Source organism: Pseudomonas nitroreducens, assembly GCF_010994165.1.
Classification (GTDB): domain Bacteria; phylum Pseudomonadota; class Gammaproteobacteria; order Pseudomonadales; family Pseudomonadaceae; genus Pseudomonas; species Pseudomonas nitroreducens.
Genome location: NZ_WMBX01000006.1, coordinates 183,136 through 208,557, shown reverse-complemented (window position 1 = coordinate 208,557; position 25,422 = coordinate 183,136). Strand labels below are relative to the sequence as shown.

Here is a 25,422-nt window from a genome sequence, read left to right as displayed (position 1 = left end):
GCGTGGAGAGAATCCGGCCCTAAGTATCAACAAGCCTGTTTCCACGAAGACAGCGATCAGCCTGAGGCCCTCCCCATGGACAAGAAACTTCACCAGCCCCTGGGCGGTAACGAAATGCCGCGTTTCGGCGGCATTGCCACCATGATGCGCCTGCCGCATATCCAGTCCCCCGAAGAGCTCAACCAGCTCGATGCCGCCTTCGTCGGCGTACCCCTGGACATCGGCACCTCCCTGCGCTCCGGCACTCGTTTCGGGCCGCGCGAAATCCGCGCCGAGTCGGTGATGATCCGTCCGTACAACATGGCCACCGGCGCTGCGCCGTTCGACTCGCTGAACATCGCCGACATCGGTGACGTGGCGATCAACACCTTCAACCTGATGGAAGCCGTACGCATCATCGAAGAGGCGTACGACAAGATCCTCGACCACGGCATCCTCCCTCTGACCCTGGGCGGCGACCACACCATCACCCTGCCGATCCTGCGGGCCATCCACAAGAAGCACGGCAAGGTCGGCCTGGTCCACATCGACGCCCATGCCGATGTGAACGACCACATGTTCGGCGAGAAGATCGCCCACGGCACCACCTTCCGCCGCGCGGTGGAAGAAGGCCTGCTGGACTGCGACCGCGTGGTGCAGATCGGCCTGCGCGCGCAGGGCTACACCGCCGAAGACTTCAACTGGAGCCGCAAGCAGGGCTTCCGCGTGGTGCAGGCCGAAGAGTGCTGGCACAAGTCGCTGGAACCGCTGATGGCCGAAGTCCGCGAAAAGGTCGGCGGCGGCCCGGTGTACCTGTCCTTCGACATCGACGGCATCGACCCGGCCTGGGCGCCCGGTACCGGCACCCCGGAAATCGGCGGCCTGACCACCATCCAGGCGATGGAAATCGTCCGTGGCTGCCAAGGCCTGGACATCATCGGCTGCGACCTGGTCGAGGTCTCCCCGCCGTACGACACCACCGGCAACACCTCGTTGCTCGGCGCCAACCTGCTCTACGAAATGCTCTGCATCCTCCCGGGCGTAGAGCGTCGCTGAGCGCACGAGCACCTACATGAATAACGACGCCTGCGTAGCACAGGTGCTGGAGGCTGCCCGCGAGCTCGTGGCAGCCTTCGCGCGCACCGACACCGAAGCCTACTTCGCCGCCTTCAGCGAAGACGCCTCCTTCATTTTCCACACCTGGCCGGTGCCGCTGCTGTCGCGCGCGGCTTATCGCGAGGTGTGGGAGGGCTGGCTGCGTGACGATGGTTTCGAGGTCCTTGACTGCCTTTCGAGCAACACCTTTGTGAGCCTGCAGAGCGAAGACGTGGCGGTGTTCTGCCACGACGTCGCCACGCGGCTGCGCATCCAGGGAGAGGAAAGCCTGAACCACGAACGGGAGACCATCGTCTTCCGCCGTGATCCGAAACAGGGCCGCTGGCTGGCCACACACGAGCACCTGTCACCGTCTCCGACGCCATAAAGACAGGGCTCCCCGGGAGGAAGTCATGGATAACAAGAACAACGCACACGCAATCACAACGATCGAGACATTCGGGGTCGAACAGATCCCGGATCACGAACGCAACGCCACGCCCACCGACCTGTTCCGCATGATCTTCGGTGGCGCCAACACCTTCGCCACCGCCGTGCTGGGCAGCTTCCCGGTACTGTTCGGCCTGTCGTTCCAGGCCGGCGTCTGGGCCATCGTGCTCGGCGTGCTGGTCGGTTCGCTCATCCTCGCGCCGATGGGCCTGTTCGGCCCGCTCAACGGCACCAACAACGCGGTCTCCTCGGGCGCCCACTTCGGCGTACACGGGCGGATCGTCGGTTCGTTCCTGTCGCTGCTCACTGCGGTCGCGTTCTTCTCCCTCTCCGTGTGGAGCTCGGGCGATGCGCTGATCGGTGGCGCCAAGCGCCTGTTCGACCTGCCGGAAACCGACCTGACCCTGGGCCTGGCCTACGGCCTGTTCGCCGTGCTGGTGCTGATCGTCTGCATCTACGGCTTCCGCTTCATGCTGATGGTCAACAAGATCGCCGTATGGGCCGCGAGCCTGCTGTTCCTGCTCGGCCTGTTCGCCTTCGCAGGCCCGTTCGACGCTGGCTACGCTGGCACCGTGCAGATGGGCAGCGAAGGTTTCTGGGCCGCCTTCATCGGCGCCGCCCTGCTGGCGATGAGCAACCCGGTGTCCTTCGGCGCCTTCCTCGGTGACTGGGCCCGCTACATCCCGCGCCAGACCTCGCAGAAGCGCATCATGCTGGCCGTGATCTGCGCCCAGCTGGCCACCCTGATCCCGTTCCTGTTCGGCCTGGCCACCGCCACCATCGTTGCCGTCAACGCTCCGGACTACATCGCGCAGAACAACTACGTCGGCGGCCTGCTGGCCGTTTCGCCGAGCTGGTTCTTCCTGCCGGTGTGCCTGATCGCGGTAATCGGCGGCATGTCCACCGGCACCACCTCGCTGTACGGCACCGGCCTGGACATGTCCAGCGTGTTCCCGCGCCTGCTCAACCGCGTACAGGCGACCCTGCTGATCGGCCTGCTGTCCATCGCCTTCATCTTCATCGGTCGCTTCGCCGCGAACCTGGTGCAGAGCGTGTCCACCTTCGCCGTGCTGATCATCACCTGCACCAGCCCCTGGATGGTGATCATGATCCTCGGCCTGATCATCCGTCGTGGCTTCTACCACGCCGATGACCTGCAGGTGTTCACCCGTGGCCAGGAAGGCGGCGCCTACTGGTTCCACAACGGCTGGAACTGGCGCGGCATGGGCGCGTGGATCCCGAGTGCGGCCCTGGGCCTGTGCTTCGTCAACCTGCCGGGCCAGTTCGTCGGCCCCCTCGGCAACCTGGCCGGCGGCATCGACATCAGCCTGCCGGTCACTCTCGGCATGGCCGCCCTGCTCTACGTGGCCCTGCTGCGGACCTTCCCGGAACCCGCTGGCGTGTATGGCCCCAAGGGCCCGCGCTGGGTGGCCAGCCATGATCGCCCAGTGCGCAGCATCAGCGAGCCGGCAGCCTGATCCAGGCTTCGCGGCCTGACGCGAAGCGCTCTACCTGAAAGCCCCCATCGGACCGGTCGCCGCCGGTCCGATGCCCTACCGCACGCCACAAGCGCGCGGCAACAATGACAATGCAAGTGTGAGGAGCCGACCATGGCGTTAGATCTGATCGTCGTACTGATATATGCCGCTGGCATGTTGTGGCTGGGCTGGTACGGCATGCGCCGCGCCAAGACCCACGAAGACTACCTCGTGGCCGGCCGCAACCTCGGCCCGTCGTTCTACATGGGCACCATGGCTGCCACCGTCCTGGGCGGCGCCTCCACCGTGGGCACCGTGCGTCTGGGCTACGTCCACGGCATTTCCGGCTTCTGGCTGTGTGCCGCCCTGGGCGCCGGCATCATCGCGCTGAACCTGTTCCTGGCCAAGCCACTGCTCAAGCTGCGCATCTTCACCGTCACCCAGGTCCTGGAGCGTCGCTACAACCCGATGGCCCGCCAGGCTTCGGCGGTGATCATGTTCGCCTACGCGCTGATGATCGGCGTGGTCTCCACCCTGGCCATCGGCACCGTCATGCAGGTCCTGTTCGGCCTGCCGTTCTGGGTGTCCGTGCTGCTGGGCGGCGGCGTCGTGGTGATCTACTCCACCATCGGCGGCATGTGGTCCCTGACCCTGACCGACATCGTGCAGTTCATCATCAAGACCGTCGGCCTGATGTTCATCCTGCTGCCGATCTGCCTGTACCGAGTGGGCGGCTGGGACGAACTGATGGCGAAACTGCCGGCGACCGCCTTCAGCTTCCACACCATCGGCTACGACACCATCATCACCTACTTCCTGATCTACTTCTTCGGCATCCTGATCGGCCAGGACATCTGGCAGCGCGTGTTCACCGCCCGCGACGAGAAGGTCACCAAGTACGCCGGCACCGCCGCGGGCGTGTACTGCGTGATCTACGGCCTGGTCGGCGCGCTGATCGGCATGTGCGCCAAGGTGCTGCTGCCCGACCTGGACAACGTCAACAACGCCTTCGCCGCCATCGTCAGCGCCGCGCTGCCGGATGGTATCCGTGGCCTGGTGATCGCCGCTGCCCTGGCCGCGATGATGTCCACCGCCAGCGCCGGCCTGCTCGCCGCCTCCACCACCATCACCGAGGACCTGCTGCCGATCGTCACCGGCCAGCGCTCCACCCGCCTGAGTCTGAACCGCATCTGCACCCTGGTTACCGGTGTCGTGGTCCTGGCCATCGCCCTGGTGGTGAACGACGTGCTCAGCGCCCTGACCCTGGCGTACAACCTGCTGGTCGGCGGCATGCTGATCCCGCTGATCGGCGCCATCTACTGGAAGCGCGCCACCACCGCCGGCGCCATCACCAGCATGGCCCTGGGCTTCGTCACCGCGCTGGTGTTCATGCTCAAGGATGGCTTCGACGCCAACACCCCGATCTACTACAGCCTGGCCATCGGCCTGATCAGCTTCATCGTCGTCAGCCTGCTGTCGCCCCGCCCGGCAGCTGTCGCCGACGCGGCCTGACAAGACCTTGCGCTAGGCAAAAGGGCGCGGCGAGCTGATCTCCGCGCCCTTTTGCATGATTAACGACCACCTCACCCACGAACTCCAAGGAACTGCCATGACCACCTGCGGCGAATTCCTCGTCAAGCAACTCGAAGCCTGGGGCGTCGATACCGTCTTCGGCATCCCCGGCGTACACACCGTCGAGCTGTACCGCGGCCTGCCCCACAGCGGCATCCGCCACATCACCCCGCGCCACGAACAGGGCGCCGGCTTCATGTCCGACGGCTACGCGCGCGTCACCGGCAAGCCGGGCGTGTGCTTCATCATCACCGGCCCGGGCATGACCAACATCCTCACCGCCATGGGCCAGGCCTACGCCGACTCCATCCCCATGCTGGTGATCAGCAGCGTCAACGAACGCTCGCGCCTGGCCCACGGCAACGGCTACCTGCACGAGCTGCCGAACCAGCGCGCCATGGTCGCCGGCGTCAGCGCCTTCAGCCACACGCTGATGAGCGTCGAGGAACTGCCGGCCGTGCTGGCCCGCGCCTTCGCCGTGTTCGACAGCGAGCGCCCGCGCCCGGTGCATATCGAGCTGCCGCTGGACATCATCACCGCCCCGGCCGATCACATGCAGGTGCGCCCGCGCGTGCAACTGGCCCGCCCCGCCCCTGCGCGCTCGCCGCTGCATGAAGCCGCCGCCAAGCTGGCCAAGGCAAAGAACCCGCTGCTGCTGCTCGGCGGCGGCTGCGTAGAAGCCCAGGCTGAAGCCCGCGCGCTGGCCATCGCGCTGGACGCGCCGACCGCGCAGACCATCAACGCCAAGGGCCTGCTGCAACCGGAACATCCGCTGCTGATCGGCAGCAACCAGTCGCTGATTCCGGTCCGTGAGCTGGCGTTGGAAGCCGACGTGGTCCTGGCCATCGGCACCGAGCTGGGCGAGACCGACTATGACGTGGTGTTCGATGGCAACTTCAAGATCGGCGGCGAGCTGATCCGCATCGACATCGACCCGCAGCAACTGATGCGCAACTACGCGCCGAGCATCGCCATCCACAGCGACGCCCGCACCGCCATGCGCGCCCTGCTCGACCTGCTGCCGGCCCGCCAGGCCGACGCCAACAGCCCCGGCGCCCAGCGCGCAGCCAAGGTACGCGCACAACTGGCCGAGGACTTCAGCGGCTGGGCGCACTACCGCGAGCTGTTCGGCAAGATCCTCGAAGTACTGCCCGACGCGCGCTTCGTCGGCGACTCGACGCAGACTGTCTACAGCGGCAACCACCTGGTGGAACTGGACGGCGGTCGCCGCTGGTTCAACGCCTCCACCGGCTACGGCACCCTGGGCTACGGCCTGCCGGCCGCCATCGGCGCCAAGCTCGGCGAGCCGGGCCGCCCGGTGATCAGCCTGATGGGCGACGGCGGCCTGCAGTTCACCATGACCGAGCTGGCCAGCGCCGTGGAAGCCAAGGTGGGTATCATCGTCCTGCTGTGGAACAACCACGGCTACGGCGAGATCAAGCGCTACATGGAACGCCGCGACATCACTCCGCTGGGCGTGGACATCTACACCCCGGACTTCCTCGCCATCGCCAAGGGCTTTGGTTGCGCCGCCGAGCGCGCCCGCGACCACGCGCACCTGCAGCAACTGCTGCGCAACGCCCCGAGCGATCGCCCGCTGATCGTGGAAGTGATGGAAGCGGCGCCCTTCGCACCCTGATCCATCCGCTGAGCGGGGCGGGTTGTCCAAACCCGCCCCGCCCCTGCCCCCTCCCTCCGGGAGAGGTTAGGGTGAACGCACAGCCACCCGCGATCCGCGCGCTGGCGCGCCGCGCATTCCACCCGGAATCCGAGTCATGAAGATCGTCACCCGCGACCGCTGGTTCGAGGTCCGTCACTGCTACGACGGCGTCAGCCTGATCCACGAGCCGTACGTCCGCCCCTTCTACCGCTGCAACATGTGGCATATCCAGGGCCGCGCCCGCGATGTATTGGTGGACAGCGGCTCTGGCCTGGTGAGCCTGCGCGAGCAGCTTCCCTGGCTCACCGAGCGCCCGCTGCTGGCGGTAGCCAGCCACACCCACTTCGACCATATCGCCGGCCACCACGAGTTCGACGAGCGCCTGGTGCACCCGGCCGAAGCCGATATCCTTGCCAGCCCCGACGGCGAGCGCACCCTGGCCACCGCCTTCGTCGACGACGAGATGTTCGACGCGCACCCGGACTACCCGCTGTGCTACGCCGAATACCGGGTGAAAGCCGCGCCGGCCACCCGCACATCGACGAAGGCGACGTACTCGACCTGGGCGACCGTACCCTGCAGGTCCTGCATACGCCGGGGCATTCACCGGGCGGCATCAGCCTGTGGGAGGAGAAGACGCAGACGCTGTTCTCCGGCGACATCATCTACGACGGCCCGCTGATCGAGGACGCCTACCACTCCAATCTCGACGACTACGCCGCCAGCCTTTCGCGCCTGCGCGAGTTGCCGGTGCGCACCGTGCATGGCGGGCACTTCCCGAGTTTCTCCGGGGAAAGGCTGAAAAGGATGATCGACGACTGGTTCAAGGCCCACGAATGACGGACAAGAAAAAACCCGCCGGCTGGCGGGTTTTCCTTTTGCGGTAGCGGGCGCGATCAGTAGCGCCGACGCTGCTCCATCAGGCGACGTTGCTCGTCGCTGCGGACGGGGATGGGTTGCAGACGTGGAGGCTCGATCAGGCCGAGCGTGACTCCGAGTTTCCACGCAATGCTTTGCAGCCAGACTTTCATGGAATGCCTCCTCGTTCGAATTCAGGTCGGGCGGCCCGTTACCACCATGGGCCGCCCTAGGAAGAATAGCCCGGCGTCCCACTCTCCGCCCGTGCCACTCACTCCTTGAAACAAAGACTATCGTCTTACCCCGCCGCGACGCCTGACCTGAATCAAGAGCGCGACAGTTCCCCCTCAGCGCGAAAGCATCCGGCGAATCCACTGCTCGCTGCTCACCAGGGTAATCCCCGCCAGCACCAGCGCGGCGCCCGCGACGAAATTCGGGGTCAGCGGCTCGCCGAGGATCAGCACGCCGAAGGCGATGCCGAACATCGGCGTCATGAAGGAAAACACCGCCAGGTTCGACGCCAGATAGCGGCGCAGCAGCCAGAACCAGGTGAAGTAGCTGAAGAACGACACCACCAGCCCCTGGAACAGCACGCTGCCCACGCCGATGGCGGTGAAGCTGACATCCTGGGTCTTGCCCAGGGCCAGTGCGGCGAAAGGCAACAGCAGCGCGGCGATCAGCAGCTGGTAGAACAGTGTGAGGATCGGTTTGGCCTCGGACAGCCGCGTGGTGCGCACTGCGACGGTGGTCATGCCCCACGAAAAGCCCGCCAGCACGCCAAAGGCATCGCCCAGCAGCATGCGGCCGTCCAGGTTGGCGACGTCGAAGCCACCGCCGAAGCACATTGCGATCCCCGCGAAGCACACACCGATCCCCAGCCACTGCAAGGGCCGCAGGCGCTCGCTGGGCAGCAGGAAGTGCAGCGCCAGCGCCGAGAAGATCGGCGCCGTATAGATGAACACCGCCATGTGCGAGGCCGACGTATAGACCAGTCCCTGGGCGATGAAGAAGAACTCGGCGGCGAACAGCACGCCGGCCAGCAGACCGCCCTTGACGGTGCCATGGCGCAGGAAGCCTTCCCAGCCGCCGCGCCAGCACATCAGCAGCCCCACCACCACGGCGGCCACCAGGTTGCGGCCGAAGGCCTGCATGATCGGCGCGATGTCGTGAGCAGCCAGTTTCACCATCACCGCCTGGAGACCCCAGATGATGCACAGGCCGGTCATGACCTGGATGGCGAAGGCATCGGCGCCCTTGCGCTCGACGATAGTGGCTTGGGTATTCATGAGCGCCTCCTGGCGAAGGCGTGTGCAGCGGTCCGGCAGGTCATGGCAAGGCTCGGCAGTTGAGGAGGGACGGGAAGCCCAATGAAAATCGGCGGACCTCCTCGAAGAAGGTCCGCCGATCATGCCAGTTCGCGGCGCCCGGCCGCCAACGGAAATCCGCTGTTCAGAGCGCCGTGGGCGACATTATTTGCCGGATTTCACCTGGGTCCAGGTGCGGGTGCGGATACGCTCCAGCTTGGGCGGCAGCATCTCCACCGAGAACAGCTTGGCCTGCACGTCCGCCGGCGGGTAGACGTTGGGGTTGTCGTGCAGCTCCTTGGAGATCAGCCCGTCCGCCGCCTGATTGGGGTTGGCGTAGGCGACATAGTCGGAGATCGGCGCGACCACTTCCGGGCGCAGCAGGTAGTTGAGGAAGGCGTGGGCCTGCTCGACGTTCTTCGAGTCCTTCGGAATCGCCAGCACGTCGAACCACGCCGCCGCGCCTTCCTTGGGAATGCGGTACTCGATGTGGATGCCGTTATTGGCTTCCTTGGCGCGATTGGCCGCCTGCATCGCGCCGCCGGACCAGGCCAGGGCTACGCAGACATCGCCGTTGGCGAGGTCGGTGACGAACTTCGAAGAGCTGAAGTAGGTGATGTGCGGACGCAGTTGCGCCAGCAGCGCCTCGGCCTTCTTGTAGTCGTCCGGGTTGTGGCTGTTCGGCGACAGGCCCAGGTAATGTAGGACCTGCGGAATGACTTCGGTGGGCGAATCGAGGAAGGCCACGCCGCAGGATTTCAGCTTGGCCAGGTTCTCCGGCTTGAACACCAGGTCCCAGGAGTCCACCGGCGCGTTGTCGCCGAGCACGGCCTTGACCTTGTCGACGTTGTAGGCGATGCCGTTGGTGCCCCACATGTAGGGCATCACGTATTGGTTGCCCGGGTCCTTGCTCTCCAGCACCTTGAGCAGGGCGGGATTGAGATTCTTCCAGTTCGGCAGCTTGCTCTTGTCCAACGGCTGGAACACGCCGGCCTTGAGGTAGTTGGGCAGGAAGCTGTCGCTGGGTACGACCACGTCATAGCCCGAGTGGCCGGACAGCAGCTTGGCTTCCAGTACTTCGTTGCTGTCGTAGACGTCGTATTGCGGTTTGATGCCGGTCTCGCTCTGGAAGCCCTTGAGGGTGTCCGGGCCGATGTAGTCGAACCAGTTGTAGATGCGCACTTCCGGCGCGGCGCTGGCGGCACCGGCGGTGACGAGGGCGGCGGCGGCGAGCAGGCCGCGCAGCGCGGTATTCTTGTTCATGTCCTTCCCCAGTTGGATGCGCTCGCACTCTGACCACTACAAACAGCGGGCCGCGAGCCATAAAAAGCAATCGGGCGGATATTCATCCGCCCGATCTTTTCTACTTAGCGTGCAGCGCCTTCGTAGCCCTGCAGCACGTTCACCGCGTTGACGCCGATGGCCTCGACCGCGTAGCCCCCTTCCATGATGAACAGGGTCGGGATACCCAGTGCGGCGATGCGCTCGCCCATCTTCAGGTAGTCCGGGCTGTCCAGCTTGAACTCGGAAATCGGGTCGTCCTTATACGTATCCACGCCCAGCGATACAACCACCGCGTCCGGCGCGTAGTCGGCGATCTTGCGGCACGCATCGTCCAGCGCGGCGAACCAGCCATCCCAGCCGGTGCCGTGCGGCAGCGGGTAGTTGTGGTTGTAGCCTTCGCCGGCGCCCTCGCCGTGCTCGTTGGCGTGGCCGAGGAAGTACGGATACTCCACCAGCGGGTCGCCGTGGATCGAGGCGAACAGCACATCGTTGCGGCGGTAGAAGATGTCCTGGGTGCCGTTGCCGTGGTGATAGTCGACGTCGAGGATGGCCACGCGCTTGGCACCCTGGTCGAGGAAGGCCTGGCTGACGATGGCGGCGTTGTTCAGGAAGCAGTAGCCGCCCATGAAGTCGCTGCCGGCGTGGTGGCCCGGCGGACGGCACAGAGCGAAAGCGGTGCTGGCACCCTGGCGCATGTGGTCCTGGGCGGTCAGCGCGACCTGGGCCGAGCTGTACACGGCCTGCCAGGTGCCGGCAGTGATCGGCGCCTCGGTGTCGAAGCTGTAGTGTCCCACTTCGCCCATCAGCGCAGTCGGGATCGGACCGTCACGCAGCAGGCGGCGCCCCGGGAAGGTGGTGGAAACCAGGTCGCCGGTGTGGCCTTCGGCCGCCCAGCGCGCCCAGGCGCCCTTGAGGAATTCGACGTAGCGGGTGTTGTGCGCACGCAGGATCGGCTCCAGGCCGAAGTCCTTGGGCTCGATGATCTCGCCCAGGTTCTGCGATTTCACGCGGGCCAGCACGGTGTCCGCGCGGCTGGGCATTTCGAAGCAGGGCTGGAGTTTGCCGTCGACCAGTTCGGACTGGCCGAAATGCAGGCGGTGATCATCGCTGTACACGGTAAGCATGGGAGTACCCTCTGAAGGATTCTTGTTGTCCGTGGGGGAATTCTGCCCAGCGACTGCGCTGCACAAAACAGCGGAAGCGGCCAAAAGGGGATCGATGTGGCCAGAATTTCTGACCCTTAACCATCTGCATACACTGATTATGCGGACCAGCCGGACAAGGACCGGCCACTACGACGCTATGCTCCAGGGAATTGTGCCGGCCACTGACCGGTCGAACACCCACATGCGTTTTGACCACAGGATGGGGGAAGATGCGGGAAACCTTCATGCATGCCTGCAGCCGCGTGCTGCTGATGCTCACCTTGTCGCTGGCCGGAGCAGGCGCCGTGCTGGCCGACGAGCCGACCGACGTCCAGGCCGGCGACACCATCGAGCTGCCGGAGCTGCCGGACGACGCCAGCCTCGACCAGCTCAGCGACCGTCTCGAACTGATCCGCCAGCGGGTATCCGCCGACAGCGACGACGGCCTGCTCTCCAACCTGCGCCAGGCGGCGCTGGGCGTCCAGGCCCGTGCCGAACAGAGCGCAGCGGACATCACCACGCAACTGGCGCGCACCGAAGACCAGCTCAAGGTCCTCGGCCCGATGACGCCCAACGAAGCGTCCAGCCTCACCAATCAGCGCAACGATCTGCTGGCCGATCAGAAGCAGCAGCAGAAGCAGCAGGATCGCGCCAACCAACTGGACAAGAATGCCCAGGACCTGGCCGCACAGATCGTCAACCTGCGCCGCAGCCAGTTCAACTCGCAGATCGCCACGCGCTACCCGCCACCGCTGAGCCCGCGCTTCTGGTCCAGCCTGATCCGCCCCACCGATGATGACCTGTCCCGACTGCAAGCGATTCGCGGACAGATCGGCGACGCCTTCGCCCTGACCTGGCAACCGGAACACCGCTGGCCCTTCATCGCCTGCCTGATCGCTGGCGCGCTGCTGTGGATCCCCGGCCGGCGCCTGCTGGAGCAGTTGCTGACCAAGGCGATGATCCGCTGGATTCCGGTGGGCCGCCTGCGCCGCAGCGCGCTCGCCGTGGCGGTCAGCCTGGCCACCATCCTCACCCTGGGCGGCGGCGCCGCGCTGATTCGCGAAGGCCTGGACTGGCACGAGCAGCTCAACGGCAGTATGGCCAACCTGGGCGACCAACTGCTGACACTGGTGATCTTCTGCACTTTCACTGCCGGCCTGGGGCGCGCCCTGCTCGCCGTGCAGCGACCGTCCTGGCGCCTGCCCGACCTGCCCGACCCGGTGGCCGATGCGCTCTCCCCCTTCCCCTGGCTGATGGCCTGGCTGCTGCTGGTGCTCGGCACCCAGGAGCGGCTGAACAGCGCCAGCGGTGCCAGCCTGGCATTGACTGTCGCGGTGAACGGCATCACCGCCCTGGCAACCGCGCTGCTCTTCTCGATTGCCCTGTACCGCTACCGCCGGGCTCGCCGCGAAGCCGAGGGGCACGAGACCTCCGCGTTGGCCGGGATCATCGTGCTGGCAATGATGATCACCGTGCTGCTGATCGTCCTCGCGCTGGTCACCGGCTACCTGTCGCTGGCCTATTTCCTCGCCGGAAAATTGCTCTGGGCCAGCGTGGTCTGCGCCACCGGCTACCTGCTCACGACCCTGTTCGTCGACCTCTGCGAAGCGCTGCTGTCACCCAGGCAGAAGATCGGCGCGCGGCTGGCCGAAAACCTTGGCGTCGACCCGCGCCACCAGGCGCAGTTCGCCACCCTGCTGACCGGCGCCGGGCGCACGCTGCTGGTGTTGTCGACGATACTGATCGCCTTCTCCACCACCGGCACCAGCCCCGGCGAGCTGCTCCAGGGCCTGGTGCGGCTGGTGGAAAGCGGCCAGTCCCTGGGCCGCCTGAACATCGTCCCGCAGGACATCCTGCTCGCCCTGGGCACGCTGGCCGCCGGGCTGTTCGGCCTGCGCCTGCTCAAGCGCTGGCTGGCCGAGGAACTGCTGCCGGAAACCAGCATGGACGTCGGCATGCGCGCCTCGCTGGTGACCCTGGTGGGCTACATCGGCATGGTCATCCTGGTGCTGCTGGTGCTCTCGGCGCTGCGCATCAACCTCACCAGCCTGACCTGGGTGGTCAGCGCCCTGTCGGTGGGTATCGGCTTCGGCCTGCAGGCCATCGTGCAGAACTTCATCTCCGGCCTGATCCTGCTCACCGAGCGCCCGGTGAAGGTGGGCGACTGGGTCAGCCTCACCGGCGGCGTGGAGGGCGATATCCGCCGCATCAACGTGCGCGCCACGGAAATCCAGATGTCCGACCAGTCCACCGTCATCGTCCCCAACTCGCAGTTCATCTCGCAGAACGTGCGCAACGTGACCATGGGCAGCGCCCTGGGCGTGGTCGGCATCAACCTGACCCTGCCGCTGGATACTGACGTGCAGAAGGTCCGCGAGCTGATGCTCAAGGCCTACACCGAGCACGAGAACATCGTCGAGACGCCGGCGCCCTCGGTGACCTTCAAGGACCTCAGCGCCACCGGCCTGACCTTGGCCGCCTCGGGCAACGTCAGCAGCCCACGGGCGGTGTACGGCACCAAGAGCGACCTGCTGTTCACCATCTTCAGTGGGCTGCGCGAAGCCGGAATCAACCTGACCGTGGCGCAGAACCTGATCCTGCAGCGGCCGCAAATGGCGCGCGAGCCACGCTCTGGCGAAGCGACAGCACCGCAAGTCGGCGACGCCGCCGCAGCGAACCCACCGCCGTAGAATGAGAAAGTCACGCCGGTAGGGCTGCCGCGCTACCGGCCTTCGCGCAACAGTCCCGCGCGGGAGTTGCCGTTGCGCCCGCAGCGTCCCGTGCCCGTCGTTGGCCGGCGCCCGGCGCGGCACCCGGCCTTGCCGCCTGCCGCCTTCCTTTCTCCGTTGCCGCTGGGAATGCCCGCGGCTTCGCATGGGAGTTCGCGCGATGGACGAAGCCAGACTCAACGAATTCATGGGCAAGCTGGTCACCGACATGGGTGGCGCGGCGATGCTCGCCAACATCATCCTGGGTGAAGAACTGGGCCTATACAAAGCCATGGCCGATGGCCAATGGCTGAGCCCGGCGCAACTGGCCGAGCGCAGCGGCTGCAATGCCCGCCTGCTGCGCGAATGGCTGAGCGCCCATGCCGCCTCCGGCTACATGGAGCACCAGGACGGCAACTTCCGCCTGCCCGAAGAGCAGGCGATGGCCCTGGCCATCGAGGACTCTCCCGTCTACGTCGCCGGCGGCGCTTCCGTGGTCGCCGCGCTCTACCACGACAAGGACAAGCTGGTCGCCGCCATGCGCGGCGACGGCGCCCTGGCCTGGGGCGATCACCACCCCTGCATGTTCTCCGGCACCGAGAAATTTTTCCGCCCTGGCTACCGCGCGCACCTGGTGGCCGAATGGCTGCCGGCCCTGGACGATGTGGTCGACAAGCTCCAGCATGGCGCGCGGGTCGCCGATGTCGGTTGCGGCCACGGCGCCTCCACCATCGTCATGGCGCAATCCTTCCCGGCCTCCTATTTTGTCGGCTTCGACTACCACCAGCCTTCGATAGAAGTGGCCAACCAGCGCGCGGATCAGGCCGAGGTCGCCGGTCGCGCCAGCTTCCAGCGTGCCAGTGCCAAGGATTACCCCGGCACCGACTACGACCTGATCTGCTTCTTCGATTGCCTGCACGACATGGGCGACCCGGTGGGCGCCGCGCAGCACGCACGCCAGGCACTCAAGGCGGATGGCACCGTGCTGCTGGTCGAGCCCTTTGCCAATGATCACCTGGACGACAACCAGAACCCGGTCGGCCGGCTGTTCTACGCCGCGTCCACCTTTATCTGCACGCCCAACTCGCTATCCCAGGAAGTCGGCCTGGGGCTCGGCGCCCAGGCAGGCGAAGCGCGCCTGCGCAAAGTGTTCGAGGAGGCCGGTTTCAGCCGCTTCCGCCGGGCAGCCGAAACCCCGTTCAACCTGATCCTCGAAGCGCGCCCCTGAGTCGCCGGGAGATTGCCTGCAGCGCCCGTGAAGCGGGCGCTGCAGCTTCGAAACAATTCGTCATTTGCCCGTCATCAATCCGTTATATGGCCCATTGAAACTCGCAGGCTTTCAACCCCAGGAAGCCCCCGAGATGTTCAACAACAAAGCCAACAAAGCTGCATCCCTCGCTCTGCTCGTCGCCGCCCTCGCTGGCTGCGCCGCCCAGGCTCCGGTAGCCAGCAAGGAAGCCACGCCCAACAACGACGACTGGTACCTGGTGCGTACCGACGAGACCCTGTACCTGTTCGATGACGCCGCCGTCTACCGCGACTATATCGTCACCGGCAAGACCATCTACACCAGGGAAGTGGGCGAGAAGGACAAGTTCGGCCAGAACGTCGTCCTGGTCGTCCGCGCCGAGGACCAAGACAAGGACGCGAAGAAGATCGCCTCCTACCAGTTCTACAAGCAGAGCCTGCCGCCGGCCGCCGGCTTCTACGGCGAAATCCGCCAGGAAGGCGTGATCTATGTAGCCCAGCGCTACGGCGACATGGTCGACATGAACGGCCTGGGCGAACCGATCTTCCGCCACACCGAAATCGCCAGCGGCCCCAACGGCGAGCGCGTGGTCTACCTGATGCAGAAGGAAGAGAAGAAGCCGGTCGGCCTGATCGCCCGCTTCCAGAAGATCTACGGCATCACCCCCGCCAAGGGCTGATGACGAAAAAGCGCGCATTCCGGGGAGGAAGTGCGCGCTTTTTCATGGCCGGCGCCGCAACGGCGCGGGTGTGCGCTAGCTGGAAGGCTCCAGTTGCACGGCAGAAATCGTTTTCGGCGCCTCGATACCCCAGTCACCGAATTGATACCAGTCATCGCCGAGCATCTCGGCCGGGTGCATGGTGCGGTCCGCACCGTTGCCACAGGCCAGGTTGGTGGCCGGGCAATAACGGTCGCAGCCCCAGCAGATGCGCTCGGGGTGCGGCGGGTTGAGCGGGAATTTCTTGGCCATGGTCAGGCCCTCGGAGGTTTCCTTGTGGGATTCTTCAAGGCTATGCCCAGGACATCCAAGGGCTCCTTGATCCACGACAAGCCCGAGGGAAATTTCACGCGCGGCGTTTATGCACGGAAGTGACTGGGCGGCTGTCCGCTCCAGCGCTGGAAGGCGTGGCGCAGGCTGGCCGTCTCGCTGAAGCCCAGCTCCTCGGCGATGCGGTAGATCGGCATGTCGCCGTCCTGCAGCAGTTCCTTGGCACGGGCGAAGCGCAACTCGTCGAGCAATTGCTGGTAGCTGGTCTGCTGTTGCTGCAGGTGGCGGCGCAGGCTGCGCGAGGAGCAGTTGAGGCGGCGCGCCAGTTCTTCCAGACCCGGCGGCTCCTGCAGGCGTTCGCCGAGTATTGCGCGGACCTTGTCCAGCCAGGCGCGGCGGGCTGCCAGGTCGATGTTCTGGCGTCGGCACTGCTCCAGCATCTCACGGTGCGTCACGGCATCCGCCAGAGGCAGGCGCATGTCCAGCCAACTGGCAGGGAAACCGATGGCGCTGCGCGAACAGTTGAAACCCAACTGGCAGCCAAACAACGTGGCGTAGGCCGCGCGGCGATCGACCGGACCTTCGTAGTCGAACTCTGCGCGCACCAGTGGCAACGGCTGGCCGAGCAGGTCGGCGCAGGCCACTTTCAGCGAGCCCAGGCACAATTCGGTGTTGAACGGACGCATCGCTTCTTCCTCGCCATAGCCGGTGGCGACCAGCCAGGCCATGTCGCCATCCACTTCCAGCGCCAGGTGGAAGTAGGTGCCCAGCAACACCGGGTAACTCAGGCCGATGCGCAGCGCCTCGCCCAGGGTCGGCGCAGAGATCAGCGCATAGCCGAGCAGGCCATAGGCAGTGATCCGCGTGCGCACGCCCAGGCGCAGGCCGAGTGCGGGCTCGCCGGCGAGATTCTGCACATTGCTGAAGACCTGCTGTTCCTGCCAGGGGCTGACCAGCCGACGCAGGTCGAGCAGGTCGTCGCCGGTGATGCCACTGCCCTCGAGGATGGACTCGCGGCTGTGCCCCTCGGACTCCATCAGCGCGACGGTCAGCGACGTCATGTGCAGGGAGTTGAGCCAGGTGGAGCGGGAGAAGGTCAGAGGATTCATTCGATGCCCATCGTAGACGCTACGGCGCCCCGCCTGTGTTACCAGCACGGGGACAGGTCAGGAGCAGGCAAGTTGCGTGCCGGCCACCCAGCGTGGCCGGATCGATCCCCATCTTACGGGGCCTAGGGCGCGATGTGGAAGTTTCGAGACTCCGCGGCAGGGTTACCTTTGCGGACATCGGAACGGTGCGTGCGCACCGTTCCGGGGCTCAACCACGGGAGAGAAAGCGCATGCCCTCTTCCAGGCCGCTCAGGGTCAGCGGGAACATCTGCTCCTTCACCAGCTCGCGCACGAGGCCGGTGGAGGCGGTGTAGTTCCAGGTGTCCTTGGGGTAGGGGTTGATCCAGATGAGTTTCTTGTACTTCTCCATGAAGCGCTGCATCCAGACGTAGCCGGCTTCCTCGTTCCAGTGCTCGACGCTGCCGCCGGCCTGGGTGATCTCGTAGGGCGCCATGGCGGCGTCGCCGACGAACACCACCTTGTAGTCCGGCCCGTACTTGTGCAGCAGGTCGAAGGTGGCGGTGCGTTCGCTGGAGCGGCGCAGGTTGTTTTTCCACACCGACTCGTAGATGAAGTTGTGGAAGTAGAAGTATTCGAGGTGCTTGAACTCGGTCTTGCAGGCCGAGAACAGTTCCTCGCAGACCTTCACGTGGGCGTCCATCGAACCGCCGATATCCAGCAGCAGCAGGAGCTTCACGGTGTTGCGGCGCTCCGGGCGCATCTGGATGTTGAGCAGGCCGGCGTCCTTGGCGGTGTGGTCGATGGTGCCGTCGATATCCAGCTCTTCCGCCGCGCCCTCGCGGGCGAACTTGCGCAGGCGGCGCAGGGCGATCTTGATGTTGCGCGTGCCCAACTCGACCTGGTCGTCGAGGTTCTTGTACTCGCGCTGGTCCCAGACCTTGGCGGCCTTGCCCTGGCGCTTGCCGGCGTCGCCGACGCGGATGCCTTCGGGGTTGAAGCCACCGGAGCCGAACGGGCTGGTGCCGCCGGTGCCGATCCACTTGTTGCCGCCGGCGTGGCGTTCCTTCTGCTCCTCGAGGCGCTTCTTGAATTCCTCGATGAGCTTGTCCAGGCCACCCAGGGACTGGATCTGCGCACGCTCCTCGTCGGTCAGCAGGCGCTCGAATTCCTTGCGCAGCCACTCTTCGGGGATCAGCGCCTTGAGGTGGTCGTCGAGCTTTTCCAGGCCCTTGAAGTAGGCGCCGAAGGCCCGGTCGAACTTATCGAAATGGCGCTCGTCCTTCACCATGATGGTGCGGGCGAGGTAGTAGAACTCGTCCATGTCGGCGAACACGACGCGGTGCTTGAGCGCATCGATCAGGTCGAGCAGCTCTCGCACCGACACCGGCACCTTGGCCGCGCGCATTTCGTTGAACAGGTTGAGCAGCATGGAGATGCCCTCGGAAATCGCAAGTAACGGTCCCCTCTCCCTTCGGAGCGGGGCGCGTAGCCAGGGTTAGGGAGAGGGCAAGCACGGCACGGGGCCATTTCCCTCTCCCCGGCCCTCTCCCTGAAGAGAGAGGGAGTAAGAGCCTCAGCGACTCGCGCGGCGGCTCATGAAGGCAAGACGCTCAAGCAATTGAACGTCCTGCTCGTTCTTCACCAGGGCGCCAGCCAGCGGCGGGATGGCCTTGGTGGGGTCGCGTTCGCGCAGCACGGCTTCGCCGATGTTGTCGGCCATCAGCAGCTTCAGCCAGTCCACCAGTTCGGAGGTGGAGGGCTTCTTCTTCAGGCCCGGCACCTTGCGCACGTCGAAGAAGATGTCCAGCGCCTCGCTGACCAGCGTGCCGCTGATCTTCGGGTAGTGCACGTCGACGATCTTCTGCAGGGTCTCGCGGTCGGGGAAGGCGATGTAGTGGAAGAAGCAGCGGCGCAGGAAGGCGTCCGGCAGTTCCTTCTCGTTGTTGGAGGTGATGATGATGATCGGGCGCTGCTTGGCCTTGATGGTTTCGTTGGTTTCGTAAACGAAGAACTCCATCTTGTCGAGTTCCTGCAACAGGTCGTTGGGGAACTCGATGTCGGCCTTGTCGATCTCGTCGATCAGCAGGATCACGCGCTCTTCGGCCTCGAAGGCCTCCCAGAGCTTGCCCTTCTTGATGTAGTTGCGCACGTCGTGGACCTTGTCCACGCCCAGCTGCGAGTCACGCAGGCGGCTGACCGCGTCGTACTCGTAGAGGCCCTGGTGGGCTTTGGTAGTGGACTTGATATGCCAGGTGATCAGCTTGGCGCCGAAGGACTCCGCCAGCTGCTCGGCGAGCATGGTCTTGCCGGTACCCGGCTCGCCTTTCACCAGCAGCGGGCGCTGCAGGGTGATGGCGGCGTTGACCGCCAGCTTGAGGTCGTCGGTGGCGACGTAGGACTGGGTGCCTTCGAACTTCATCGGTGAATCCTCGAACGATAGCGGGCCGGGCGTTCTGCCGGGCCGGGCGAGTGGTCGGACAAGCTGCGACTATACCGCGCACCCAAGGCGAGTGTGAACGCAGACGCGGCATTCAGTCATTGAATGGCGGGTCAGGGGGCGACTGATCGCGATTGACTCGTTAATGACAAGCTTACTTTACATCGCAGAATTCTCGATGTTAAGTTAACTTTACATCACAAGGAGACCGCGATGAATCCCGCTCTGCGCCGCTATACCCTGTCCTGTGCCGCCCTCATGTTCATCTACTCCGCCCTGGTGGCGCTGATCAGCTGGGGGCTGGACCTGCAGCAGCTGCCTTATGCCCTGCGCGTCCTGGCCGCCGCCTCTCCGGCGTTGCCGCTGCTGGCGATGCTCTACGTGTTCGACCGCTACCTGCGCAGCGAGCCGGACGAATTCCTGCGTTTCCTCCTGTCCCGCGCGGCGATGCTGGCCGGCGGCGTGGTGGTCGGGCTGTTCAGCGCCTGGGGCTTCCTCGAACAATACGCCGCCTGGCCGCGCTTCCCGGTGATCCTCGCCTTCCCGCTGTTCTGGGCCGCCTACGGCGTCGCCGTGGTACTGCTGCGCCGCCGCTTCGTCTGAATGAGCTGAGGAGCAGCCATGCACAATCGCCTCAAGGAACTGCGCGCCGAGCACGGCTGGAGCCAGCAGGACCTCGCCACGCAACTGGGGGTTTCGCGGCAGAGCGTGATCGCCATCGAGAGTGGCAAGTTCGACCCCAGCCTGCCGCTGGCCTTTCGTATAGCCCGGGTTTTCAGCCTGCCCATCGAGGCCATCTTCAGCGACGCGCAGCCCGACTGAGCTGGGCGCCTCGACTGGACGCGAACGCCCGCCGGGCATAGGCTGCTGGGTCTGCACCGCTCCAACCTAAGGAACGCATCATGAGCCGCATCTACGCCGACAACGCGCAGTCCATCGGCAATACGCCGCTGGTCCAGATCAACCGCATCGCCCCGCGCGGCGTCACCATCCTGGCCAAGATCGAAGGCCGCAACCCCGGTTACTCGGTGAAGTGCCGGATCGGCGCCAACATGATCTGGGACGCCGAATCCAGCGGCCGCCTGAAGCCGGGCATGACCATCGTCGAGCCGACCTCCGGCAACACCGGCATCGGCCTGGCCTTCGTCGCCGCCGCCCGCGGCTACAAGATGATCCTCACCATGCCCGCCTCGATGAGCCTGGAGCGCCGCAAGGTGCTCAAGGCCCTGGGCGCCGAGCTGGTGCTGACCGAGCCGGCCAAGGGCATGAAGGGCGCCATCGCCAAGGCCGAGGAAATCCTCGCCAGCGACCCGGCGAAGTACTTCATGCCGGCGCAGTTCGACAACCCCGCGAACCCGGCGATCCACGAGAAGACCACCGGCCCGGAAATCTGGAACGACACCGACGGCGCGGTGGACGTGCTGGTGGCCGGCGTCGGCACCGGCGGCACCCTCACCGGCGTGTCGCGCTACATCAAGAACACCAGGGGCAAGCCGATCCTCTCGGTGGCCGTGGAGCCTGTCGGCTCGCCGGTGATCAGCCAGACCCTGGCCGGCGAAGAGGTCAAGCCCAGCCCGCACAAGATCCAGGGCATCGGTGCCGGTTTCGTGCCGAAGAACCTCGACCTGTCCCTGGTCGACCGCGTTGCCACCATCGCCGACGAAGACGCCAAGAACATGGCCCTGCGCCTGATGCAGGAAGAAGGCATCCTCTGCGGCATCTCCAGCGGTGCCGCAATGGCCGCCGCGGTGAAGCTGGCCGAAGAACCGAACATGCAGGGCAAGACCATTGTCGTGGTGCTGCCGGACTCCGGCGAACGCTACCTCTCCAGTATGCTGTTCGACGGTCTGTTCGAGGACCAGGAACTGGTCCAGTAAGCTCTATTCCGCCCCTCTGCGGGGCGGTCTCCTACCTGCCGTGCCAACTCGGTACGGCTCGGGCCACATGCGCTGTCTGCGGACCCGCAGGCAGCCATGGCCTCTCGCCATGTTCCGGCAAAATGGTTAATTCTTGCCCAGCCCGCGACGAAGCGTCGCCCATCTTTCGCGGATGGCCCGGGCTTTCCGCACCGTTGTCAGGAACACAAGAATGAAAATTTCCGCCCCGTTGCTCTCCACCCTTGCACTCTCCCTCGCTGTCTCCGCCGGCGCCGCCCAGGCCGACAGCGTCAAGATCTACAACTGGTCCGACTACATCGCCCCGGACACCGTGCCGACCTTCACCAAGGAAACCGGCATCCAGGCGACTTACGACGTCTACGACAGCAACGAAACCCTCGATGGCAAGCTGATGACCGGCAAATCCGGTTACGACATCGTGGTGCCGTCGAACCACTTCATGGCCAAGCAGATCCAGGCCGGCGCGCTGAAGAAGCTGGACAAGAGCCAGCTGCCGAACTGGAAGAACCTCAACCCGGTGCTGATGAAGGCGCTGGAAGTGAACGACCCGGGCAACGAGCACGGCTTCCCCTACCTGTGGGGCACTACCGGCATCGGCTACAACCCGGCGAAGATCAAGGAAGTGCTGGGCGACAACGCGCCGATCGATTCCTGGGACATCTTCTTCAAGCCCGAATACATGGAAAAGCTGGCCAAGTGCGGCGTAGCGGTGCTGGATAACGGTCCGGAACTGCTGCCGATCACCCTGAACTACCTGGGCCTGCCGCATCACAGCCAGAAGCTGGATGACTACAAGAAGGCCGAGGAAGCGCTGCTCAAGGTGCGTCCGTACATCCGCTACTTCCACTCCTCCAAGTACGTCAGCGACCTGGCGAACGGCGAAATCTGCGTGGCCGTCGGCTTCTCCGGCGACATTCTGCAGGCCGCCACCCGTGCCAAGGAAGCCAAGAACGGCGTGGAAATCCAGTACTCCACCCCGAAGGAAGGCTCGCCGCTGTGGTTCGACATGGTCGCCATGCCGAACGACGCGCCGGATGAGAAAGCCGCCTACGCCTTCATGAACTACCTGCTGCGCCCCGAAGTGATGGCCGGCGTGAGCAACTACGTGCACTACGCCAACGGCAACCTGGCTGCCGACCCGCTGGTGGACAAGGCGATCAAGGCCGATCCGGCGATCTACCCGCCGCAGGACAAGATGGCCAAGCTGTTCGCCCTCGAATCCATGCCGATGAAGATCGACCGCGTACGTACCCGCACCTGGAACACCATCAAGACCGGCAAGTAAGCGTCACCCTTGCCTGACAACGCGCGGCTCCGACCGCGCGTTGTCGTTTTTCGTCGCAGGAATCGCAGATTGCCGCGCGACTCGCACAGGGCTCGCCTACTCGCGCAACGCCCGCTATAGTCAGCCCACGCAGCGCCGTTGCTGCACCACTGAACAGGTTCGCCTTCCATGTCCCGATACCCGTTGCCCGATCCGGCAATCATCGCTGCAGCCTCCCCGGCATGCGGCGCGGGTGCGGGCGCGGCCTGTCCTCCGCCCCCTCCTGTCGTCGCTGTCGCGTCGCCTCCGCCTCCCGGTGCGGCCTACCCGCCACCCGGCGTGAGCTTCTGACGCCACCCGCGTTTTCCATCGCCTGGTTTTCCGCGCCTCACTGACGCGACCCCGGTATGTGTCCGGCCCTACGCAGGCCGGTCGTGATCTGCCTGACGACAGGTGCATTGCATGATTTCGTTCAACCGTTCGTCCCTGGCCACCCTGGCCAGTACTTCCCTGTTCGTGCTGCTGTGGAGCAGCGCCGCCATCATCAGCAAGTGGGGCCTGGCCCATGCCTCGCCGATGGTGTTTCTGATCGCTCGCTTCGGCACCGCACTGGTGGCGCTGCTGGCCATTTCCCCGCTGATCGGCCTGCGCTGGCCGCGCGAGCGCAAGCAAGTGCGCCACGCCGTGCTCACCGGCCTGGTGATGCTGGGCATCTACCCGATCTTCTACCTGATGGCGCTGGACCTGCACGTCACCCCCGGCGTCATCGCCACGGTGCTGGGTGTGCAGCCGATGCTGACCAGCTTCCTGCTCGAACGTCGACACTCGGCGCTGCGCCTGGGCGGCCTGGCGCTGGGGTTGGTCGGGCTGGTGATGGTGGTTTACCAGAGCATCGGGCTCTCGGGGCTTACGTTTGCCGGTCTGGCCTGCTGCCTGCTGGCGCTGCTGTCGATCACCGGCGGCTCGATCCTGCAGAAGAACATCCGCGAGAACCCGCTGGGCACCCTGCCCTTGCAGTACATCGCCGGACTGATGCTCTGCGTTGCCGTCGCGCCCTTCCAGCCGCTGCACGTGGAATGGAATGCCGCATTCATCCTCAGCGCGCTGTGGATGGGACTGATGGTCTCGGTGCTGGCCACCGTGCTGCTGTACCGGATGATCGCGGCGGGAAATCTGGTCAACGTCACCAGCCTGTTCTATCTGGTGCCGGCGGTAACGGCGCTGATGGATTACGCGGTGTTCGGCAATCGCCTGTCCGCCCTCGGCCTACTGGGCATGGGGCTGATCGTGATGGGGTTGATGCTGGTGTTTCGCAAGACGGCTCCGGCGCGGGGCGCTGGAAACGCACAAGCGGTGGATAACGGGTAGTCCACCGTGGAGCCTGCTCCCTCTCCCTGACCCTCTCCCTTCAGGGAGAGGGCTGGGGAGAGGGAAACCCGCCAGCACAAACCATCAGGGAATATCCGTAGCTCTCACCGCGCCGCTTCCACCTTCGCCACCGGCGCCGGCCGCAGCACCAGCCACAGCGCCGCGGCGATCAGCACGCCACCCTGCAGGTGCGCCCAGGACAGCGACTCGTCCAGCAGCAGCACGCCCCAGAACACGCCGAAGGGCGGAATCAGGAAAGTCACTGTCATGGTCTTCAGCGGACCGATGCTGGCCAGCAGGCGGAAGTACAGGACATAGGCGAAGGACGTGCAGAGAAAACCCAACCCGGCCAGGGCCAGCAGGACTTTCGGTTCCAGCAGCGGCGCCAGCGGCATGTCCAGGCTGGTGCCGAGGAAGAACGGCAGCAGGCACAGCGTCGCGCCGGTCTGGCTGCCAAGGGCAGAAACGCCGAAATCCAGCCCGCCCTGGTCGTTGATCCAGCGCTTGGTGATGAAGCCGGCGAAGCCGTAGCAGGTGGTCGCCACCAGGCAGGCGGCAGCGCCCCAGAGCAAGCCGGCATCGAAGGGAGCCGGGCCGGCACGGGTCAGCACCGCTACGCCTGCCAACCCCAGCAGCACACCCAGCGACTTGGCGCCAGTCAGCGCCTCGCCGAAGAGCAGCGAGCCGATCAGCACCCCCATCAGCGGCGTCGTGGCGTTGAAGATCGCCGAGTAGCCGGCCGGCAGGAACTGGGCCGCCAGGCTGTACATCAGTACCGGGATGCCCGAGCTGATCACGCCGATGAGCAGGATGCGCCCGAGCTTGCCGCGAAAGTCCCAGCGCGTGCGCATCGCCAGCAGGATCACCACCAACCCGACGGCGGACAGAAAGACGCGGAAGAAGGCCGTCGGCATCACCCCGATGGCCGGCACCAGCTGGCGCATGAACAGAAAGCTGGCACCCCAGATGGCGGCCAGGGCGAGCAGGTTCAGCAGGGCGGCGGGATTCATCAAGGCAGCTCCAGGGCAGGTAAGCCACCAGACTACGCCGGTGGAAAATCACATCCATCCACAGCTGACTTTCAAAGTCCACGGTCAACTGCCCCGAAGGCGCGCCATGCTCAGCACGTCGGCGTAGATGCCGTCGCGAATGGCGTACTCGCGCAATTGCCCTTCCACTTCGAAACCGAACTTGCGGTACAGCGCGATGGCCGGAGCGTTATCGGTGTAGACAGTCAGCTCGACGCGGCGCAGGGCCATCCAGTTGTCCGCAACCTCCAGCAACTCGGCCAGCAGCCGCGTGCCGACGCCGCGGCCCTGCCAGGCAACCGCGACGCCCATGCCGATGCTGCCGCAATGGCTGCGCCGCACGCGCGGGAACTGTTCGATGCTCGCGCTGCCGATCACCTGATCCTGGTGCATCGCCATCAGCGTTACCCGGCGCTCGTCATCCAGCACCAGCCGCTTGCGCCACAGGTCCGGCGCCTGGTACGGCATCTGCAGCACCTGGCGGGCCACGGCAGGATCGTTGTAGAGGGTACACAGGCCACTGATATGCTGCTCCGTGCAGCGTTCGATGTGAAAGTCATCCATCGCTTGTCGGCTCCTTGCCTGGG

At 65.3% G+C, this 25,422-nt stretch carries 23 protein-coding genes and 1 pseudogene; 14 read left to right on the top strand and 10 right to left on the bottom strand.

Translation table 11 applies throughout. The features are described 5' to 3' along the window. Window positions 1-75 precede the first annotated feature (75 nt). From speB to GJV37_RS24810, 6 genes and pseudogenes are all read left to right on the top strand, one after another. Window positions 76-1,035: an agmatinase gene (gene speB / locus GJV37_RS24835; protein ID WP_193453030.1), complete on the top strand. Its 960-nt coding sequence runs from the start codon at window positions 76-78 to the stop codon at window positions 1,033-1,035. 16 nt (window positions 1,036-1,051) lie between these two features. Then, window positions 1,052-1,462, top strand: coding sequence for a YybH family protein (locus GJV37_RS24830; RefSeq protein WP_037011698.1), 411 nt, complete (start codon window positions 1,052-1,054; stop codon window positions 1,460-1,462). 25 nt (window positions 1,463-1,487) lie between these two features. Next, window positions 1,488-3,002, top strand: coding sequence for a purine-cytosine permease family protein (locus GJV37_RS24825; RefSeq protein WP_024765262.1), 1,515 nt, complete (start codon window positions 1,488-1,490; stop codon window positions 3,000-3,002). Between the two features lie 132 nt (window positions 3,003-3,134). After that, the gene (locus GJV37_RS24820) at window positions 3,135-4,514 is read left to right on the top strand and encodes a sodium:solute symporter family protein (RefSeq protein WP_193453029.1); all 1,380 of its coding nucleotides are present in this window, start codon (window positions 3,135-3,137) and stop codon (window positions 4,512-4,514) included. 97 nt (window positions 4,515-4,611) lie between these two features. After that, complete coding sequence (locus GJV37_RS24815) at window positions 4,612-6,213, top strand: 5-guanidino-2-oxopentanoate decarboxylase (protein WP_193453028.1); 1,602 nt, start codon at window positions 4,612-4,614, stop codon at window positions 6,211-6,213. 136 nt (window positions 6,214-6,349) lie between these two features. Continuing rightward, window positions 6,350-7,074, top strand: a pseudogene (locus tag GJV37_RS24810) (MBL fold metallo-hydrolase). Between the two features lie 56 nt (window positions 7,075-7,130). Here GJV37_RS24810 and GJV37_RS29700 read toward each other — a convergent pair. The 4 genes from GJV37_RS29700 to GJV37_RS24795 all read right to left on the bottom strand — a co-directional run bounded on the left by GJV37_RS29700 (window position 7,131) and on the right by GJV37_RS24795 (window position 10,804). Further along, window positions 7,131-7,265 (bottom strand): PA1414 family protein, encoded by a 135-nt coding sequence (locus tag GJV37_RS29700; protein ID WP_255302825.1) that lies wholly within the window; start codon window positions 7,263-7,265, stop codon window positions 7,131-7,133. A gap of 174 nt (window positions 7,266-7,439) precedes the next feature. Beyond that, entirely contained in the window at window positions 7,440-8,378 is a 939-nt protein-coding gene (locus GJV37_RS24805) for a DMT family transporter (RefSeq protein WP_193453027.1), read from the bottom strand. 183 nt (window positions 8,379-8,561) lie between these two features. Beyond that, entirely contained in the window at window positions 8,562-9,659 is a 1,098-nt protein-coding gene (locus GJV37_RS24800) for an extracellular solute-binding protein (protein ID WP_038803404.1), read from the bottom strand. A 104-nt stretch (window positions 9,660-9,763) separates the two neighbouring features. Next, complete coding sequence (locus GJV37_RS24795) at window positions 9,764-10,804, bottom strand: histone deacetylase family protein (RefSeq protein WP_024765266.1); 1,041 nt, start codon at window positions 10,802-10,804, stop codon at window positions 9,764-9,766. A 251-nt stretch (window positions 10,805-11,055) separates the two neighbouring features. On the opposite strand from GJV37_RS24795, the gene GJV37_RS24790 reads away from it, so the two are divergent. From GJV37_RS24790 to GJV37_RS24780, 3 genes are all read left to right on the top strand, one after another. Beyond that, a complete protein-coding gene (locus tag GJV37_RS24790; protein ID WP_193453026.1) occupies window positions 11,056-13,515 on the top strand; it encodes a DUF3772 domain-containing protein in 2,460 nt (819 codons plus the stop codon). A gap of 199 nt (window positions 13,516-13,714) precedes the next feature. Continuing rightward, window positions 13,715-14,761, top strand: coding sequence for a class I SAM-dependent methyltransferase (locus tag GJV37_RS24785; RefSeq protein ID WP_024765268.1), 1,047 nt, complete (start codon window positions 13,715-13,717; stop codon window positions 14,759-14,761). Window positions 14,762-14,894: 133 nt separating this feature from the next. Beyond that, complete coding sequence (locus GJV37_RS24780) at window positions 14,895-15,461, top strand: hypothetical protein (protein WP_193453025.1); 567 nt, start codon at window positions 14,895-14,897, stop codon at window positions 15,459-15,461. Between the two features lie 75 nt (window positions 15,462-15,536). Here GJV37_RS24780 and GJV37_RS24775 read toward each other — a convergent pair whose 3' ends face one another. The 4 genes from GJV37_RS24775 to GJV37_RS24760 all read right to left on the bottom strand — a co-directional run bounded on the left by GJV37_RS24775 (window position 15,537) and on the right by GJV37_RS24760 (window position 19,259). Then, a complete protein-coding gene (locus GJV37_RS24775; RefSeq protein WP_024765270.1) occupies window positions 15,537-15,752 on the bottom strand; it encodes a DUF3079 domain-containing protein in 216 nt (71 codons plus the stop codon). Between the two features lie 107 nt (window positions 15,753-15,859). After that, window positions 15,860-16,879 carry an AraC family transcriptional regulator gene (locus GJV37_RS24770; RefSeq protein WP_024765271.1) on the bottom strand — a complete coding sequence of 340 codons (1,020 nt, stop codon included), beginning with the start codon at window positions 16,877-16,879 and terminating at the stop codon, window positions 15,860-15,862. A 208-nt stretch (window positions 16,880-17,087) separates the two neighbouring features. Further along, complete coding sequence (locus GJV37_RS24765; protein ID WP_015476361.1) at window positions 17,088-18,269, bottom strand: vWA domain-containing protein; 1,182 nt, start codon at window positions 18,267-18,269, stop codon at window positions 17,088-17,090. 144 nt (window positions 18,270-18,413) lie between these two features. Next, window positions 18,414-19,259: an AAA family ATPase gene (locus GJV37_RS24760; protein ID WP_015476360.1), complete on the bottom strand. Its 846-nt coding sequence runs from the start codon at window positions 19,257-19,259 to the stop codon at window positions 18,414-18,416. Between the two features lie 231 nt (window positions 19,260-19,490). On the opposite strand from GJV37_RS24760, the gene GJV37_RS24755 reads away from it, so the two are divergent. The 5 genes from GJV37_RS24755 to GJV37_RS24735 all read left to right on the top strand — a co-directional run bounded on the left by GJV37_RS24755 (window position 19,491) and on the right by GJV37_RS24735 (window position 23,807). Continuing rightward, on the top strand, window positions 19,491-19,880 hold the full coding sequence (locus tag GJV37_RS24755; RefSeq protein ID WP_084358891.1) for a hypothetical protein: 390 nt from the start codon (window positions 19,491-19,493) through the stop codon (window positions 19,878-19,880). A gap of 18 nt (window positions 19,881-19,898) precedes the next feature. Then, entirely contained in the window at window positions 19,899-20,099 is a 201-nt protein-coding gene (locus GJV37_RS24750) for a helix-turn-helix transcriptional regulator (protein ID WP_024765273.1), read from the top strand. Window positions 20,100-20,179: 80 nt separating this feature from the next. Further along, entirely contained in the window at window positions 20,180-21,154 is a 975-nt protein-coding gene (cysK, locus tag GJV37_RS24745; RefSeq protein WP_037009637.1) for a cysteine synthase A, read from the top strand. Window positions 21,155-21,365: 211 nt separating this feature from the next. Continuing rightward, window positions 21,366-22,460, top strand: a complete 1,095-nt coding sequence (locus tag GJV37_RS24740; RefSeq protein WP_024765275.1) for a polyamine ABC transporter substrate-binding protein — start codon at window positions 21,366-21,368, stop codon at window positions 22,458-22,460. Between the two features lie 441 nt (window positions 22,461-22,901). Next, entirely contained in the window at window positions 22,902-23,807 is a 906-nt protein-coding gene (locus GJV37_RS24735; protein WP_024765276.1) for a DMT family transporter, read from the top strand. A 104-nt stretch (window positions 23,808-23,911) separates the two neighbouring features. Here GJV37_RS24735 and GJV37_RS24730 read toward each other — a convergent pair whose 3' ends face one another. Next, a complete protein-coding gene (locus tag GJV37_RS24730) occupies window positions 23,912-24,817 on the bottom strand; it encodes a DMT family transporter (RefSeq protein WP_038803402.1) in 906 nt (301 codons plus the stop codon). 84 nt (window positions 24,818-24,901) lie between these two features. Beyond that, window positions 24,902-25,399, bottom strand: a complete 498-nt coding sequence (locus GJV37_RS24725; protein WP_024765277.1) for a GNAT family N-acetyltransferase — start codon at window positions 25,397-25,399, stop codon at window positions 24,902-24,904. Window positions 25,400-25,422 lie beyond the last annotated feature (23 nt).

Coding starts and splice junctions, on each gene's coding strand:
- speB (WP_193453030.1), top strand. CDS start 76: ATGGACAAGAAACTTCACCAGCCCCTGGGCGGTAACGAAATGCCGCGT.
- GJV37_RS24830 (WP_037011698.1), top strand. CDS start 1,052: ATGAATAACGACGCCTGCGTAGCACAGGTGCTGGAGGCTGCCCGCGAG.
- GJV37_RS24825 (WP_024765262.1), top strand. CDS start 1,488: ATGGATAACAAGAACAACGCACACGCAATCACAACGATCGAGACATTC.
- GJV37_RS24820 (WP_193453029.1), top strand. CDS start 3,135: ATGGCGTTAGATCTGATCGTCGTACTGATATATGCCGCTGGCATGTTG.
- GJV37_RS24815 (WP_193453028.1), top strand. CDS start 4,612: ATGACCACCTGCGGCGAATTCCTCGTCAAGCAACTCGAAGCCTGGGGC.
- GJV37_RS29700 (WP_255302825.1), bottom strand. CDS start 7,265: ATGAAAGTCTGGCTGCAAAGCATTGCGTGGAAACTCGGAGTCACGCTC.
- GJV37_RS24805 (WP_193453027.1), bottom strand. CDS start 8,378: ATGAATACCCAAGCCACTATCGTCGAGCGCAAGGGCGCCGATGCCTTC.
- GJV37_RS24800 (WP_038803404.1), bottom strand. CDS start 9,659: ATGAACAAGAATACCGCGCTGCGCGGCCTGCTCGCCGCCGCCGCCCTC.
- GJV37_RS24795 (WP_024765266.1), bottom strand. CDS start 10,804: ATGCTTACCGTGTACAGCGATGATCACCGCCTGCATTTCGGCCAGTCC.
- GJV37_RS24790 (WP_193453026.1), top strand. CDS start 11,056: ATGCGGGAAACCTTCATGCATGCCTGCAGCCGCGTGCTGCTGATGCTC.
- GJV37_RS24785 (WP_024765268.1), top strand. CDS start 13,715: ATGGACGAAGCCAGACTCAACGAATTCATGGGCAAGCTGGTCACCGAC.
- GJV37_RS24780 (WP_193453025.1), top strand. CDS start 14,895: ATGTTCAACAACAAAGCCAACAAAGCTGCATCCCTCGCTCTGCTCGTC.
- GJV37_RS24775 (WP_024765270.1), bottom strand. CDS start 15,752: ATGGCCAAGAAATTCCCGCTCAACCCGCCGCACCCCGAGCGCATCTGC.
- GJV37_RS24770 (WP_024765271.1), bottom strand. CDS start 16,879: ATGAATCCTCTGACCTTCTCCCGCTCCACCTGGCTCAACTCCCTGCAC.
- GJV37_RS24765 (WP_015476361.1), bottom strand. CDS start 18,269: ATGCTGCTCAACCTGTTCAACGAAATGCGCGCGGCCAAGGTGCCGGTG.
- GJV37_RS24760 (WP_015476360.1), bottom strand. CDS start 19,259: ATGAAGTTCGAAGGCACCCAGTCCTACGTCGCCACCGACGACCTCAAG.
- GJV37_RS24755 (WP_084358891.1), top strand. CDS start 19,491: ATGAATCCCGCTCTGCGCCGCTATACCCTGTCCTGTGCCGCCCTCATG.
- GJV37_RS24750 (WP_024765273.1), top strand. CDS start 19,899: ATGCACAATCGCCTCAAGGAACTGCGCGCCGAGCACGGCTGGAGCCAG.
- cysK (WP_037009637.1), top strand. CDS start 20,180: ATGAGCCGCATCTACGCCGACAACGCGCAGTCCATCGGCAATACGCCG.
- GJV37_RS24740 (WP_024765275.1), top strand. CDS start 21,366: ATGAAAATTTCCGCCCCGTTGCTCTCCACCCTTGCACTCTCCCTCGCT.
- GJV37_RS24735 (WP_024765276.1), top strand. CDS start 22,902: ATGATTTCGTTCAACCGTTCGTCCCTGGCCACCCTGGCCAGTACTTCC.
- GJV37_RS24730 (WP_038803402.1), bottom strand. CDS start 24,817: ATGAATCCCGCCGCCCTGCTGAACCTGCTCGCCCTGGCCGCCATCTGG.
- GJV37_RS24725 (WP_024765277.1), bottom strand. CDS start 25,399: ATGGATGACTTTCACATCGAACGCTGCACGGAGCAGCATATCAGTGGC.